Origin of the sequence: Paenibacillus pasadenensis, from assembly GCF_023715725.1 — a bacterium.
Lineage (GTDB): Bacteria > Bacillota > Bacilli > Paenibacillales > Paenibacillaceae > Paenibacillus_O > Paenibacillus_O pasadenensis_A.
Genome location: NZ_JAMBOT010000016.1, coordinates 29,366 through 44,550, shown reverse-complemented (window position 1 = coordinate 44,550; position 15,185 = coordinate 29,366). Strand labels below are relative to the sequence as shown.

Annotated in this window: 15 protein-coding genes; 1 reads left to right on the top strand and 14 read right to left on the bottom strand. The window is 56.8% G+C overall.

The genetic code is table 11. The features are described from left to right. Window positions 1–205: 205 nt before the first annotated feature. The 8 genes from M3223_RS22110 to M3223_RS22075 form a co-directional block, all read right to left on the bottom strand. Entirely contained in the window at window positions 206–781 is a 576-nt protein-coding gene (locus M3223_RS22110; protein WP_251565685.1) for a S1 domain-containing RNA-binding protein, read from the bottom strand. A gap of 155 nt (window positions 782–936) precedes the next feature. Then, window positions 937–1,230, bottom strand: a complete 294-nt coding sequence (locus M3223_RS22105; RefSeq protein ID WP_251565683.1) for an FtsB family cell division protein — start codon at window positions 1,228–1,230, stop codon at window positions 937–939. Between the two features lie 59 nt (window positions 1,231–1,289). Beyond that, window positions 1,290–1,898, bottom strand: coding sequence for a spore cortex biosynthesis protein YabQ (gene yabQ, locus M3223_RS22100; RefSeq protein WP_251565681.1), 609 nt, complete (start codon window positions 1,896–1,898; stop codon window positions 1,290–1,292). Then, a complete protein-coding gene (gene yabP / locus M3223_RS22095) occupies window positions 1,895–2,179 on the bottom strand; it encodes a sporulation protein YabP (protein WP_251565679.1) in 285 nt (94 codons plus the stop codon). Before yabP ends, yabQ begins: the two co-directional genes overlap by 4 nt. Before the next feature lie 213 nt (window positions 2,180–2,392). Continuing rightward, on the bottom strand, window positions 2,393–2,674 hold the full coding sequence (locus M3223_RS22090) for an RNA-binding S4 domain-containing protein (protein ID WP_251565677.1): 282 nt from the start codon (window positions 2,672–2,674) through the stop codon (window positions 2,393–2,395). Continuing rightward, window positions 2,675–2,947: an HU family DNA-binding protein gene (locus tag M3223_RS22085; RefSeq protein WP_251565675.1), complete on the bottom strand. Its 273-nt coding sequence runs from the start codon at window positions 2,945–2,947 to the stop codon at window positions 2,675–2,677. Window positions 2,948–3,374: 427 nt separating this feature from the next. Further along, a complete protein-coding gene (gene mazG / locus M3223_RS22080) occupies window positions 3,375–4,910 on the bottom strand; it encodes a nucleoside triphosphate pyrophosphohydrolase (RefSeq protein ID WP_251565673.1) in 1,536 nt (511 codons plus the stop codon). A 711-nt stretch (window positions 4,911–5,621) separates the two neighbouring features. Further along, window positions 5,622–7,442, bottom strand: coding sequence for an oligosaccharide flippase family protein (locus M3223_RS22075; RefSeq protein ID WP_251565671.1), 1,821 nt, complete (start codon window positions 7,440–7,442; stop codon window positions 5,622–5,624). 212 nt (window positions 7,443–7,654) lie between these two features. On the opposite strand from M3223_RS22075, the gene M3223_RS22070 reads away from it, so the two are divergent. Next, the gene (locus M3223_RS22070) at window positions 7,655–8,980 is read left to right on the top strand and encodes a DUF4397 domain-containing protein (RefSeq protein WP_251565669.1); all 1,326 of its coding nucleotides are present in this window, start codon (window positions 7,655–7,657) and stop codon (window positions 8,978–8,980) included. Window positions 8,981–9,073: 93 nt separating this feature from the next. Here M3223_RS22070 and spoVT read toward each other — a convergent pair whose 3' ends face one another. The 6 genes from spoVT to urtA all read right to left on the bottom strand — a co-directional run bounded on the left by spoVT (window position 9,074) and on the right by urtA (window position 14,823). Further along, a complete protein-coding gene (gene spoVT, locus M3223_RS22065) occupies window positions 9,074–9,610 on the bottom strand; it encodes a stage V sporulation protein T (protein WP_285891413.1) in 537 nt (178 codons plus the stop codon). A 297-nt stretch (window positions 9,611–9,907) separates the two neighbouring features. Next, complete coding sequence (gene urtE / locus M3223_RS22060) at window positions 9,908–10,606, bottom strand: urea ABC transporter ATP-binding subunit UrtE (RefSeq protein WP_251565664.1); 699 nt, start codon at window positions 10,604–10,606, stop codon at window positions 9,908–9,910. Then, complete coding sequence (gene urtD, locus M3223_RS22055) at window positions 10,600–11,361, bottom strand: urea ABC transporter ATP-binding protein UrtD (protein ID WP_251565662.1); 762 nt, start codon at window positions 11,359–11,361, stop codon at window positions 10,600–10,602. Before urtD ends, urtE begins: the two co-directional genes overlap by 7 nt. After that, entirely contained in the window at window positions 11,333–12,433 is a 1,101-nt protein-coding gene (urtC, locus tag M3223_RS22050) for an urea ABC transporter permease subunit UrtC (RefSeq protein ID WP_251565781.1), read from the bottom strand. Before urtC ends, urtD begins: the two co-directional genes overlap by 29 nt. A gap of 22 nt (window positions 12,434–12,455) precedes the next feature. Further along, entirely contained in the window at window positions 12,456–13,361 is a 906-nt protein-coding gene (gene urtB, locus M3223_RS22045; RefSeq protein WP_251565660.1) for an urea ABC transporter permease subunit UrtB, read from the bottom strand. A gap of 184 nt (window positions 13,362–13,545) precedes the next feature. Then, the gene (gene urtA / locus M3223_RS22040; protein WP_251565658.1) at window positions 13,546–14,823 is read right to left on the bottom strand and encodes an urea ABC transporter substrate-binding protein; all 1,278 of its coding nucleotides are present in this window, start codon (window positions 14,821–14,823) and stop codon (window positions 13,546–13,548) included. Window positions 14,824–15,185 lie beyond the last annotated feature (362 nt).

Here is a 15,185-nt window from a genome sequence, read left to right as displayed (position 1 = left end):
TTGTTGCTTGCCTATTCTGTATATCGACCAAAACTTGGAGTTTTATTAGGTCTTTAGACATAAACAAACTCGAAAAACCAAGGTCTATAGACCTTGGTTAAGGCGATATGCCGATAGTTTTCTATGAAAAGGGCTGCGATTAGAATCCCGTAAAATGCAAAAAGCAGAGTCCGTTAGGACTCTGCTGCATTACCGCCGATCGGAATTACACGCGCTTCGCGCCGCGTCCGCCGCGCTTGCCTTCCGTGTTCTTCTTCAGAGACGAGATCCGTTCTTCGCTATCTTTTAGGAATCGGGACATCTTATCCTCGAAAGAGGGCTTGCCGAATGCAGGGCGACCGCCGCCGCCACCCTTGTTGAACGGACGGCCACCACCGCCGCCGCCACCTGGGCCGCGTCCGCCGCCGCCGAAGCCGCCGCCACCCGGACCGCGCGGTGGGCCTCCACCTGGACCGCCTGGGCCGCGTCCACCGCCGCCAAAGCCGCCGCCGCTTCCGCCTTCACGGTTGAAGCGCTCACGCGCTGGAGGCGCGCTGCCTTCAGGGCGGTCAATTGCTTGCTTGATGGACAAACCGATCTTGCCGCCTTGATCGATGTTGATGACTTTAACCGTCACGACATCTTCCAGCTTCAGATGGTCCTTGACGTCCTTCACATAATTGTCGGCAATCTCGGAAATGTGTACGAGGCCAGTGACACCCCCCGACAGATCGACGAATGCCCCAAAATGTGTAATGCCTGTCACTTTGCCCTGTAATTTGGCGCCCACTTCTATTGCCATAAAATAAAATGTTCCTCCCTAAAAGTTGTGCGAAGCATGTTAACTGCCGCTACCATGCCAATCCCTGCATTGAGGGCACGCTTAATCTTAATTATACCGTATCGTTAAAAGCAAGGTCAACAGACGGATGCCCGGCCTGCTAAGCCTTCCGAGCCTTACTCCGACGGAGTAATCAGCTCTTCGCCGGGTTTGACGAGCCCCTGCTTTTTGGAGGCGAGCTGGGAAATGTATTCGGGGTCGTTGAGCTGCTTCATTTGCGCTTTGAGCTCTTCGCTCTTCTTTTGCATTCCATCCAGCCGTTCCTTAGCGACAGAAAGCCTCTGCTCCGTCTCGGCTTGCCGTTCCATTTGAGAGAACAAGGTGTACCCCGCCCACGCTAGAATGACTGTCATCGCCACTAGCCACAGCTTAAATCTTCTGCGTGCACCCGTCGTTGTCGGACTTATCATCTACGTGAATCCTCCTGTCTCTTTCAAGGTAGGGCTTGAAGGACCGGAGTTATATCCAATCACTTGCGTTTAAGCCGCTTCCAAGCCTGGATTAACCCATTCGACAAACGCATCCACTTCTCCTGCACCTTCCAGCGGATGAACATCTGACGAAGCCGCCTGCCTAACGGCCGGAGCAGCGGGCCTAACATCCAGCGTAACAAAATCCAAATTGGACGAACCAATTGTAACACAATTCGGACGATGAAAATAGAAAAGGCAACTAGAAAACCTGTCAAAACGCGAACGATTCGGTATAAAGCGATCAAGGGCCGAATAATAAGCATGTCCGTCAGTCGAATCAAAAATCCGATAAGCGCCCGCACCGCTCCAATCAGCCATCGGAACAGAGCGATTGCCGCCCCGCTAAAAGCCAGATAATGCAGGCAAATCCCAATCAGCAAACCCAGGAACACATACGCCCGCACCTCGCCGTCGTTGCTGGCGTACAGAACCCGGAAAACAGCTAGCGCCGCGACGACCCAGTACGCGATATCCAGCACCGGCAAAATCCACCGGGGGAACCGCAGCTCGTGGGACACAACGCGGTAGCCGTCAAACACTGTACCCATCATCAGGCCGGACAGCAGCAGCATTGCCATCGTCCAGCCTTGAGTTTCCAGCGTCACTTGAATATCTTCCCGAACAGGCCTTTGGATTTAACGGTTTGCGAGCCGTCCAAATAGGCGAGGGAATGGACAAGCCCTTCAATCGCAACAAGTCCCTGTTCCAGGCTCAGATGTTTCATATGCAGGTTCTGGCCTCGAATCGCCAGAAACCCAAGCTCGGTTTCGAGCAGAAACTCTTCATTATCAAAGCTTTCTACATTCAGCACCCCGGTTATCTCCAGAAGCTTGCGGTTCAGCATTTTGACTTCCTGCCGCTTCTGCCCCTTCGTAGCTTCATTCATGCCTCGTCCCCTCCTTATAAGCCAAGCTTATTAGGAGGGGACGAGGTTTAGAACCTATAGGAGTGGGGGGTAATCCTCATTAACCATAGCTTGCGCCGCTCAAACACCTTGAAGCAAAATTTTTAAAAAAATCTGCAGCGATCCATTTTTACAGAGCAAAAAAGGCAAGGTCCGCAGACCTTGCCTTAACATTCTATTCATCCGGCGGGCCGGCTAGAAGCCAAGCCCGTCGTCTTCGCGTTCCCGCGCTTCTTCCTTAATCAACGTATAGAGCGTTGCTGCCTCATCTTTGCGGGTCGTTTCCGCCGTGCGCTCGATGCGTACGGTGATGTACTTCTGCCCGTATTGGATACGCAGCTCGTCGCCGGCTTTGACGGAGCTGCTCGGCTTGGCCTCGCGGCCGTTGATCCATACGCGTCCCTGCTCCGACACATCTTTGGCGACGGTGCGCCGCTTGATGAGCCGGGAGACTTTAAGGAACTTATCGAGCCTCAATTACTTGATGGCTTCTTTCAGCTTGTTGCCGGCTTTGAATGCAGGAACTTTGGATTCCGGAATGCTGATTTCTTTGCCCGTTTGCGGGTTGCGGCCCGTGCGGCTGGAACGGGTGCGGGTTTCGAATGTGCCGAAGCCGATCAGTTGAACTTTGTCGCCGGAAGCAAGCGCATCGGTAACTTCGCCCAGGAAACCGTTAAGTACGGATTCCACGTCGCGTTTAGTCAGGCCGCTCTTCGTTGCAATGTTGTTAATCAGGTCATTTTTGTTCATCGTAAATTCCTCCCGAAAGATAAAGTTCTCAAGTGAATTGCAGTGGTGGTTGCTGCCATGGCAGCAGGTACGGACGAAACAAGACCGGTATGCCTCAGGTCCCGTTAACTGCCCCGGCGGTCATGCCGCCTAAGGACGTTCAGGCGCCGTTCTTCTTCCCCCCGGTTTTCCGAAACTGGTGCGGCAAGCGGCGGTGCTGCCGGGATAACCGGGAGAAATTTTTCGAGGGTTACGTATTCGTTCCTCTCATGAAAAAATCCTGCTGCATCCTGAAATTTTTTTGCGAAAATCCGTCGAGAATGAGCGAAAGGTGACGAACAGATCGACATTGGCGGCCGGTGCGGAAGCGATTGAATGCGAGAAACTGCGTTAGGAATGATAGATTCATAGCCGGCAGCTCTCTCCTTACAGCAAGGCTTACGCCTCCCTATAATCCTTTCAATTTGGCCTCTTCCCACCAACGGTCCATCTCTTGTAAGTCAGTCTGGTCAAAAGATTTGCCGTTTATACGAAGTTGTTCCTCGACATAGAGAAAGCGTCTCTTAAATTTGGCATTGGTGCGGGCGAGAGACTCCTCCGGGTCGGCATCCAGGAACCGGGCGGCGTTGACGACAGCGAACAGCAAATCGCCCAACTCGCCTGCGCTTGCCTCACGGTCTCCCTCAGCCGCCGCTTCACGAACCTCGCCCAGCTCTTCCTCGATCTTCTCCAGCACGGGCTGGAGCTCGTCCCAATCAAAGCCGACCTTGGAGGCTTTCTTTTGCAGCTTATAGGCAGTCAGCAGCGCAGGCAAATCCTTCGGTATTCCGTCCAGCTGGGAGCTGCGGTCCGCATTCCGGCCCTTGAGCTGCTTCTCCTCCGCCTTCATCCTTTCCCAGTTGGCCAGCGCTTCGCCGGAGTCCGACGCATCTGTCGTGCCAAACACATGGGGATGGCGGAAAATAAGCTTTTCATTCAGCTCCTGAATGACGTCGTACACGGTGAAAGCGCCTGTTTCCTCTTCCATCTGGCTATGCAGCATCACCTGCAAAATGACGTCGCCGAACTCCTCCCGCATGCCGTCGGGATCGTCCTCGTCAATTGCCTCCAGCGCTTCGTACAGCTCCTCGATGAAGTTTTTGCGGATGGATTGATGCGTCTGCTCACGGTCCCACGGGCATCCTTCCGGGCTGCGCAAAATCGAGACGATCTCATGCAGCCGGTCAAAGCTGCGGTTCCTTAAGCTCTCGTCGGCGCTCGCCGGAACGTAGACGAGGCTGAGATTGCCATAGTTCTGGCCGCGATCCAGCTCGTAGAGCGGCACCGTGACGATGCGCTCTTCCCCGGCAACGCCTAGCGCGTGGCCGATCGTAACGGGATGCTCCTCGGGGTAACGCTCCATCAGCGTCAGCTTGACATCGGAAGCGGTAAAGTCGTCGTACACCTGACCGATGAGCGTATGCAGCTGAGGCTGAAGCAGATGCGGCTGCAGGCCGGAGGCGTCGAGCAGCTGGAACCCTTCGATAGGATCAAAGCCGAGACGCGTAAAAGCGATGTCCAGAAAGCTTTCGCCGCCCAAAATATGCAGCTGTACGCCTTCCTCCGGACAGCGCTCCCGCAGCAGCTGAACCGTACGCTCCGCCACCATGGGATGGCCGGGGACGGCATAAAGAATACCGTCCGGCGATTGCTTGGCTAAAGCCAGCAGCTCGCGGGTTATGTCCTCGTACACCTGCGGAAACGAATCCGCTTCCTCGTACAGGCGGTCGAAAGAACGGACCGGTACGCCCGTTTCGCGAAGCATGTCCATCATAGGATGCTTTTCGGTGCGGACGTAGATGACGGAAGACTGCTTCAGCCTGCGCCAAATACCAAGCGTGAGCTGATCCGGATCTCCGGTTCCAAGTCCGGCTATCGTAATGGACGGCGCGGAAGCGCCGGCTCCATCCTCCGGATGGCGGTTGGTGCTCGATGGGGCTTTCATGACGCTGCTGCGCCTCCTTCTCGTTACGGTCGCGGCTTCCTTTCCGCCGAAGCGGACGGCTAAGCCTCCCTTAGACTTTACTTGGCTTGAAGCCAGGAATCAAGCGGCCTCGCTCTCGGTATGGAAAAATAAGTCATACAATTCCTGAATCAAGTAGAATATGCGGTTGGTGAAGGCTTTCGAGCGTGAAATGAAAGTTTGTTAGTAAGGTCGCTCAAAGCGGGCAATTAGGCTTGTTTCGGCGGGATTAGGGCGTTTAGTGAGTGCGGTTCTTCGCAGACCGGCATGTTTAAGGGCGTTTGACGACCTTTTTATTTGATCAAAGTTAGAAGGTGTCTACTTTTGATTCTAAGTCCACTTTTGGGCTTATTTCGGTATTTATGTGCTGATTAGGCTCATTTAAGGCCATTTTTGGGCTTATTTTGGTGTTTATGTGCTGATTAGACTCATTTAAGTCCAATTTCGGGCTTAATTTGGCGTTTATGTGCTGATTAGGCTCATTTAAGTCCAATTTCGGGCTTAATTTGGCGATTTCGCATCTATCAGGCGAGTTTAAGGCCACTTTTGGCCTTATTTCAATGTTTTTGCACGGATTATGCGGGTTTAAGGGCGTTTGATGCCCTTAGTGAGTGCCGTTCGGCGCACATCGGCGGGTTTAAGGGCGTTTCAGGCGCCGTAGTAAGGCAGAGCCAACTGCGGCTCTCACGCCCGCTACCTGCTGCGGCGAGGCAGCAGCCGCCAGCGAGCCAGCCGCGCGGCAAGCCCGGCACCGCCGGGCAGCAGGCGCAGCTCTGCCGCGGAGACGGCGCCGAGCCGCAGCAGCGCGGCACCGTACACGGCGGCGCCGAGCGCAACGCCGGCGAGCGTCTGCGCGGCGGCGCTCAGGCGCGGCGGCAGCGCCGGCGCAAGCGCCGCGAGCAAAGCTGCGGCGCGCACAGCCGCGCCCGCAGCGGCGCTCATCGCCGCCAGCGCAAGCGCAGCTGCCGCGAGCCGGCGCAGCGCAGCGCGTGCGGGCTGCGCCGGCGGCGCAGCGAGCGCAGCGGCTGCGCGTGCCGTCGCGAGCGCGCCGAGCAGCGCGGCAAGCGCCGTGGCGGCGATGCCCGCCCAGGCGGCGCCAGCGATGCCTAGCGGCGGCACAAGCGCCGCGTTGAGCGCAGCTTTGGCCAGCGCCGCGAGCAGCAACAGCGCCGCAGGCGTGCGCAGCGCGCCGAGGCTCTGCAGCAGCGGGGCGCATACTGCGCTGAGCGCTGCGGCGAGCGCTGTGCTGCCGACGAGCGCCAGCGTGCCGGTCGCCTGCGCGTCCGTGTAAAACATTACATTGAGCGGCTTCGCCAGCACGATGAGCCCCGCTGCCGCAGCGGCTCCCGCAAGCGCAGCTGCACGCAGCGCCAGCCGCGCGGCTGCAGCCGCCTCATGCGGCGCGGCGCGCCGCGAGCGTACCAGCTGCGGAACGACTGCGCCCGCAGCGGCTCCCGCAACCATCGCCACAAGCTGAATAAGCGGCTGGCCCCGGCTATAAAGGCCAAACGCAATCATCGCTTCCGCTCCGCTCAACCCGCCCTCGCTCAGCAGACGCGGCACGGTGAACGCATCAATTACTCCCAGCACTGGGGAAACAATGGCGCCGAGCGCTACCGGCAGCGCGATAACACCAAGCCGGCGCATCTCCGCCGTCAGCCCTTTCATCAGCGGCAGCGTTCCCGAGCGCTTTTCCGCTTGTTCGCGCCTCTCAGCTTCCAGCTCCCAATAAATTCCGCTCCGGCCGGCCGCCGAAGTCAGCATGCCGCCGTTCGCAACGGCCGCGCTATCCTTGCAGCCGCTACGCTCCTTGGCCCCTTCCTCCGTCGCTTCGGCAGCTGCGGAAGACGCTTTCGGCCTGCGCATCAGCCAAACGAGCAGCAGCAGTCCTGCCGCTCCGCCAAAAAACGATCCAGACATCGCTCCGGCCGCTAAGCCTTCCTCGCTCCAGCCCGCTTCCCAGCCTAAACGCAGCAGAAGCAGCATCGCGGCGACGCGGACGCACTGCTCCGCCAGCTGCGACCAGGCTGTCGGCCTTAAATCTCCGCTGCCTTGCGTATAACCCCGCAGCGCGGCAAGCGCTGGAGCGAACCACAGCGAGGCCGCAACGGCGCGGACCGACCGCGCCGCCGCCGGATCGCCGACAAGCCGGGCGAACGCCTCCGCTTCGGCCCAGAGCAGCGCAAAACCAGCCGCCCCGAAAAGCGACAGCAGCACAACGCCCGCTGCTGCGGCTTGGCGGGCTCCGACGCGGTCTTCCGCTTCCAGCAGCGTCGCGGTGCGGATTGCGACTGCAACCGGCAATCCTGCCGTAGCCAGCACAAGAATGAGCTGATAAAACGGGTAAACCGCGTTGTAAATGCCGAACACGCGGTCGCCAGCCACATTTTGCAGCGGAATTTTCTGGAGCGTGCCAATCAGCTTTGACAGCAGCGCCGCCCCGGCAAGCATTGCCGCTCCGCCCAGCATTCCCTTTTTGCCGCCGCCGATCCCTTTCCCCGCTTGCTCTCCCATAGTTCGCTTCCGGTCCCTTCACTCGTCCTTTCCCACCATTATAACGGATTGTCCTGCAGTCTTGTCCCGTCCGAGCTTTTTTCCGACCCGATTCGCGCTTCCCGTTTGACGAATCCTCTTCCTTTCTGTCGTATGGGCCGAGTTTTAGCTGCATATGCTGGAGTAGCGGCGTTTTTCAGCTGTTTCCGGCAGGAACGGCAAGGAGGTAGGGTATGGATTATTACATGGATTACATGATATGGAACGAACGGCAAAAAGCCAGCCAATACGAATGGCTGGCAGATTATTATCGGAACCTTGATTCAGAGCTAAGCTCTTCTTACGCTGTCATGAGCCGGGAGATTCTGGACAAAATTCTGGCAAGCGAATACGGTCTGTACGACCCTCTGGCGACCCCAATTTCTCCTTTGGACAGTTTTAACGCAGCGTCGGCGTTAAGCCCGTCGCAGGCCGCAGCTTATTTTCCGCACGCCCTGCCTGGCTTGGAGGGTGGCCAGCCTGCGCATTCGAGCACCGGGATGTTTGCCGAGACATTCCCTATCGGGCGAATCCCCGGCCAATTCGCTCATCCGTACGGGCAGCAGCATCTACCCTTTCCCGGGCTCGCTGCTTCCATTCCGCCGGGATACGCTGTTACTTCCAATTGGGTCAACTATTCCGCAGCTAATGCGGGCGATGCGTATGGTTCTGCCGAGCTCGCCCCGTCCATTCGGCCTGGATACGCTGCTGCCTCCGCTTGGGCCAACACTTCCGCAGCAGGCGCTCACGCCGCATTCGGATCATCCGCGCCGCTGTCAGCTTCTGATGCCAACCCGCCTGGCGAGCTCTTCCAAGCGGTTGCCAACAGCGAACAGGCACCTTCCGTACAAAACAGCGTTTCCTTCTATCCTGCCCCGATGGGCCGTGCAAAAAAAGAAGCTTCGCCCGATTCCGATCCCGAATCTTCCGCTTATGCGCTTGTGCGTCTCCTGCATGCCGCGCCGGGCCAGCCGCAGCTGGCGCTCACGCTGGAAGGTGCTCCCGCAGCTTTGGAAGCCGATTATCTCACCGCTTCTCCCTACGCAGCGGTGCTGAGGGGAAAACATACGATTCGGCTGGTCTCGTTCAAGGATGACGAGGAGAAGGCGGATCGGAAGGATCGGGAGCCGTTCGAATTTGAGCTGAAATTCAAGGGAGGCGGACGGTACACCGTCGCAGCTGCTCCATCGGAAAAAGACGCCGGGACACAGCTGCTGGTATTCGACGACGAAGAGGAGAATCGCGAAGACCGCACAAAGGTCCGGCTTCTTAACCTTGCGCGCGAAGGCCCCGTCGATGTCATGATGCGAGACGGGGGAACGCTTTTTCGCAAAGTAGCTGCGGGCTCCTCGTCGCCTTACATTACGCTTTCCCCCGTTGAACTGCGGCTGGAGCTGACGGAGGCCGGCTCTCTTCGCCTGCTGCATGCAAGCGAGCCTCTGCTGTTCCCGGCCGCCAGTTCTTTAACGCTCGTTTACGCCGGATCGCCGCCCACGCTGATGCTTCTGTCCGACCGCTGAGCTTTGACGAACGAAAATCCAGGTTAACGTCAACAAGCTTCCGCTCTCGATTATCCAATCGAAAATGGAAGCTTGCCGGGGGCAGAAGCTATTCTACTGTTCCATTTGCTTGGCGAGGAAGCCAGCTGCTGTTTCCGCCATTTTGATCTCGAGTTGAGCCATTTTGACCGAATCTTCCTTGCTCATGAGCACAACCGTGCCGATGGGATCGCCGCCGGCGATGATTGGAGCAGCTACGAAGGAAGAATAGGTCTCGGGAGCGTTTTTCACAATTTCGTGCTCGCCGCTTTCCAACGCCGTCTTGCGGCTGTCCATCGCTTGCTCCAGCAGCGAACCGACCGGCTTGTCCATGTAATCCTTTTTGGAAGCCCCGGCAACGGCAATAACCGTGTCGCGGTCGGAAATAAGCGTAATATGCCCGGTGCTTTCACTGAGCGATTCCGCGTACTCCTTGGCAAAATCGCCAAGCTCGCCGATTGGGGAATACTTCTTGAGAATGACCTCGCCGTCGCGGTCCACGAAAATCTCAAGCGGGTCGCCTTCGCGAATCCGAAGCGTACGGCGGATTTCTTTCGGGATAACGACGCGGCCGAGATCATCGATTCGACGCACAATTCCAGTTGCTTTCATTGTCATGTTGCCCCACTTTCCTCGAAGAGTTGTCAGTCGACTGGATGCTCGCTGGTACTGATGTATGCGGGATAGGAGTTGATCTGTCAGGTGTTGACCCTCGAATCTGACCATAGTATTCATCCGCTCCCATTTTCTTATGCACTGTCCCAGCTGACGTTGTCCTCTTCTGGAAAATAGCCCGTCGATCGCCATTCCATCCGCCTTTTCGAATCGGAGCCAATGCTTTCCTCGAATGCCAAACAGCCTGCTGGAATCAAATTCCGGCAGGCTTTTCGATGCCCGATCACTCCATTTCTAAACCGTCAGATATCGCCGAACAACCTCGTCGTTCATCTGTTCCATCTCTCCCTGCCAAGCGACAGAGCCTTTTTCCAAAATATACACATAGTCGCCGACGCTGCGCACAAATTCCAGGCTTTGCTCCACTAGCAGAATGGCCGTGCGTCCATCGGACTTAATGGAACGGATGACATCGCGGATGTCGTCAACAATTGAAGGCTGAATGCCCTCGCACGGCTCATCCAGAATGAGCAGCTCCGGCTCCGCCGCCAGAACACGGGCAAAAGCAAGCTGCTGCTGCTGGCCGCCGCTCAGATCGCCGCCGCGCCGCTCATACATCGTCGGCAGGACAGGGAACCGCTCAATTGCCGCTGGCGGAATCTCGTCGCCGCTGCGCCGGCGGGAAGCCTCCAGGCCGATCAAAATATTTTCGCGGACAGTGAGCTGCCCGAATATTTCCCTTCCTTGCGGCACGTACCCGAGCCCGCTTCGCGCGCGCTCGCCGGGAGGCTTGCGCGTCAGCACGCTGCCGTCGTAGCTGATTTTTCCGGCTTTTGCCTTCAGCACGCCCATAATGCTTTTGACGAGCGTGGACTTGCCGGTGCCGTTGCGCCCCAGCAAACAGACTACCTGGCCGGGCCGCACCTCCAGCGTCACGCCGCGCAGCACGAGGCTTTCCCCGTAGCCGGATTCCAGCTGTTCCACCGTCAGCATGCCGCTTCCCTCCTTTTGCCCAAGTACACTTCAGCGACCCGCTCGTCGGCCTGCACCTGATCCATCGTGCCTTCCATTAACAGCCGGCCCTCGTGCATGACGGTGACAATGCTGGCAAAATTGCGCACAAACTCCATGTCATGCTCCACAACAACAACTGCCCGGTCACGTGCGATTTCCTGCAGCAGCACGCCCGTTTTTTCGGTTTCACGGTCGGTCATGCCCGCAGCCGGCTCGTCGAGCAGCAGCAGCGAAGGCTCCTGCAGCAGCATCATGCCGATCTCCAGCCACTGCTTCTCTCCGTGCGAAAGGCTGCCCGCGCGCAGCTTCTGCTTGCCGCCCAAGCCGATGCTCTCCAGCCGCGCGCCAATCAACTTCCGATCCGCCGCTCTGAGCTTTGCCCGCAGCGTCGCTGTAATGCCGCGGTCTTGCCGCATCGCCAGCTCCAGATTTTCTTCTACCGACAAACTTGGAAAAATCGAAGGGGCTTGGAATTTGCGCCCGACGCCAAGCTCTGCAATCTGATGCTCCTTACGCTTTGCAAGATCGATCTCTTCCCGGTACAAAATGCTTCCGCCGGAAGGTTTCACTTTGCCGCAGATGGCGTCAAGCATCGTTGTTTTGCCTGCGCCGTTTGGGCCGATCAGAAATCTGAGGCCGCTTTTGCCCAGCACAAGGTTCATTCCCTGCACCGCCTTAAACCCGTCAAAAGAGACGGTCACATCCTCACACCGCAGAATAACGGGATCGCTCATGATCCGGCTCCTCCTTCCGTTTGCCTCTGAGCAGCAGCCTCAGCTTGCGCCAGCCGTCCACGGCCAGCCCGGCGATGCCGCGCGGCAGGAATACGGTCGTGACGATGAACAGAGCTCCCATAAAGAACAGCCAAATGTCAGGATACGTCTCGCTAAACGTGCTTTTCGCCCCGTTCAGCAGCAGCGCGCCCAGCGCGGCTCCAATCAGCGTGCCCCGGCCGCCGATCGCTACCCACAGCACCATCTCAATCGATGGCACGATGCCCATCATGGAAGGCGAGATGATGCCGACATGAAGCACGAACAGCATCCCGGCAATGCCGGAAAAAGCAGCGGAAAGAACGAATACCGCCATCTGATATTTGGCCGGATTATAGCCGAGGAAGCGCACCCGGTTCTCTCCGTCGCGAATCGCACGCAGCACCTTGCCGAACCGGCTTTTGACAATAATCCTCGCCAGCAGAAATACAAGCACTAACACGGCGGCCGTAACGTAGTAAAGCGCCGTTTTAGTTTCCGGGGACGCAAGCGAGTAGCCAAACAGCTCGCCATACCCGGTAATACCGTTCGTTCCCCCCGTATAAGCCTGCTGTCCGGTAATCAGCGTGACGCTAATAATGACGAGCGCCTGCGTCAAAATCGTAAAATAAACGCCGCGAATCCGGTTGCGGAACGTGAAATAGCCTAAAAATAACGCCACTACAGCCGGTATAGCAATACCGAGTATTACCGCCAACCAGAAGTTGCCGAAGGGCGCCCAAAACCATGGCAGCTTTGTCAGGCCGCTCCAATCCATAAAGTCAGGCAATCGGCCGCCGCTTGCCTGCAGCTTGAGATGCATCGCCATGGCGTAGCCCCCAAGCCCGAAAAATACGCCATGCCCCAAACTGAGAATGCCGGTATAACCCCATAGCAAATCCAGTCCAACTGCCGCGATGGCAAACGCCAGAAACTTAGCCAGTAGATTAAGCCGGAAATCGCTTGTGAACATCGGCGCCAGCATGAGCAGCGCGGCCGCCAGCAAATAAATTCCCGCCAGTCCGTACCGGGAAGCGCTCATTTTTTGCATCATTGCTTTCATGCTTCCGCCTCCTTCAGTCCAGCGACCGGGTGCGCAGGGCTACAAATCCTTTTGGCTTCCATTGCAGAAAAGCCACGATGCACAGGAATACGAGCACCTTGCCGAGCGATGCGGTCGTCCAGAATTCAAACAATGTGTTCGTCATGCCGATGCCAAGCGCTCCAACAACTGTGCCAATCAGCTTGCCGACGCCTCCCAGCACAACGACCATAAACGCGTCCACGATGTAGTAAGTGCCAATGGAAGGTCCGATCGGGCCGATCAGCGTCAGCGCACAGCCTGCTATGCCGGCAAGGCCTGAGCCAATCGCAAACGTCATGCTGTCCACCCGCCGGGTTGATATGCCAAGACACGCCGCCATATCCCGGTTTTGCATGACCGCTCTCATCCGGCGGCCGGCTGCGGTGCGGTAAATGTACAGAAACATCGCCAGCAGGCAAAGCGCCACCAGCCCGAGAATAAACAGCCGTTTGTAGGGAAATACCAGTCCGTCCGTGACGGCAAGCCCTCCTTCAAGCCAGGAAGGACTTTTGACGCCGACGTTGGGAGCTCCGAAAATGGAGCGGGCCAGCTGCTGCAGCGCCAGCCCTACGCCCCAAGTCGCCAGCAGGCTGTCGAGCGGTCTTCCGTACAAAAAGCGGATCAGCACCTTTTCGAGCAAAAGTCCTATCAGGAACGCCGCTGCGAAGCTGGCTAAAATCGACAGCAGGAAATACTGGTCAAACCATGATGAGGGCAAATATGCCTGAAACAGCTGTTGAGTCAAATATGTTGCATATGCGCCTACCATAATCAGCTCGCCGTGAGCCATGTTAATGACGTTCATTTGGCCAAACGTCACCGCCAGCCCCAGCGCAATCAGCAGCAAAATGGAGCTGACGCTGATTCCGTTGAACAATTGAAGCCACACTACCTCCATGCTTGAACCCTCCCTGCCGTAAAAGACCCGTGACAAAATGCGGCGCCAGTTCCCCTCCATTAGGCTGAATCCGGCGTTTCAAGCTGCGGCTCCGGTTTTTATGCTCCTTCAAAACGCAGCCCCTTTGCGTCAAAGGCGAACGCTGGAAGGTTCCAGGCTCGCCTTGTCTGCAACGATTTTGATTTTATTTGCCGGAGCTCAGTCCGGAAGCCCAGTCGTACGACTCCAGATGCGGGTCAGGTTTAACCGGTTCTCCGGAGTTCCACAGCTCCTTGAACTGGCCGTCCGCCTGAACTTCGCCGATACGGGCCATTTTGTACAAATGCTGCGTTTCCCCGTCGATTTTGACCTTGCCCTCCGGCGCGTCCCACTCCAGCTCCTTGGCCGCTTCCTTCACCTTGGCTACATCCGTTGAGCCCGCTTTCTCGACGGCAGCCGCCCACAGGTACACCGCAGCATATCCGGCTTCGATTGGATCGGCTGTCACGCGGTCAGCGCCATACTTGGCCTTGTACGCTTCGACGAATGTTTTATTCGCTGGCGTATCGGTCGTCTGGAAGTAATTCCAGGCGGCAAGATGTCCTGCGAGCACATCCGCGCCGATACCGCGAATTTCTTCCTCCGCTACCGATACCGACAGCGTCGTCATGTCAGCTGCGCCGATGCCTGCATCCTTCAGCTGTTTGAAGAAGGCAACATTGCTGTCCCCGTTCAGCGTATTAAACACGATGTCGGGATCGGCGGCTTTGATTTTGCTGATAATCGTGGTGTAGTCGGTATGGCCAAGCGGCGTATATTCCTCGCCCGCCAGCTCGCCGCCCTTTGCTTCCAGCTGCGCCTTGATGATTTTGTTCGCCGTTCTCGGGAAGACGTAGTCGGAGCCGAGCAGATACACCTTTTTGCCGCGGTTCTCCAGCAGCCAGTCAACCGCCGGGATGATTTGTTGGTTCGTCGTCGCTCCTGTGTAAAAAATGTTCGGCGAAGCCTCAAGCCCCTCGTACTGAACCGGATACCAAAGCAGTCCGTTCAGCTCCTCGAATACCGGCAGCATCGCTTTACGGCTTGCGGACGTCCATCCGCCAAACACTGTCGCCACCTTATCTTCCGACAGCAGCTTGCGCGCCTTCTCCGCGAAGGTCGGCCAGTCAGAGGCGCCGTCCTCGGTGACCGGAACGATCTTTTTGCCAAGCACGCCTCCTTTTGCGTTAATTTCTTCAATCGCCATCATTTCCGCGTCCTTAACCGATACCTCGCTGATGGCCATCGTTCCGCTGAGTGAATGAAGGATTCCGACCTTGATTTCGCTGCCGCTTTCACTTGGTGAAGAGCTTGCCCCTGGCGAAGCCGACGGGGACGATCCCGACGCCGGTTCGTTCTGACCGCATCCGGCCAGCATAACCGCCAGTGATAATGCCGCCAATCCCAGTGCCTGCCGTTTAAATTTGCTCTTTTTCTCTCTCATTCCCTCTCCACTCCCCTCAATAATCCGAACATTATGTAGGCGGGTACTGCTTCTCTGTTCGTGATTTGTATTATAGAGGGAGGACAAAACTTATGTCAACATATCTAACATTAAAATATTGAATCCAGGTCTTTGTACCTTATTTCGATTAAATCCGAACTCTTAAATGTAAGATTTTAGTCCATTTATCCTGATTTCAGTTTGGTTTTAAGTCTTTTCACTATCCGAATCACTCTTATATGTAATTTAAACTAACATTAAATCCGACTATATGAATAGGATTTAACACGCCACTCCCTCTTGTCTCTCTCTGAATGCTCGATTTTTATTATTCGTGTTTTCATAAATATGATCGCAACAGT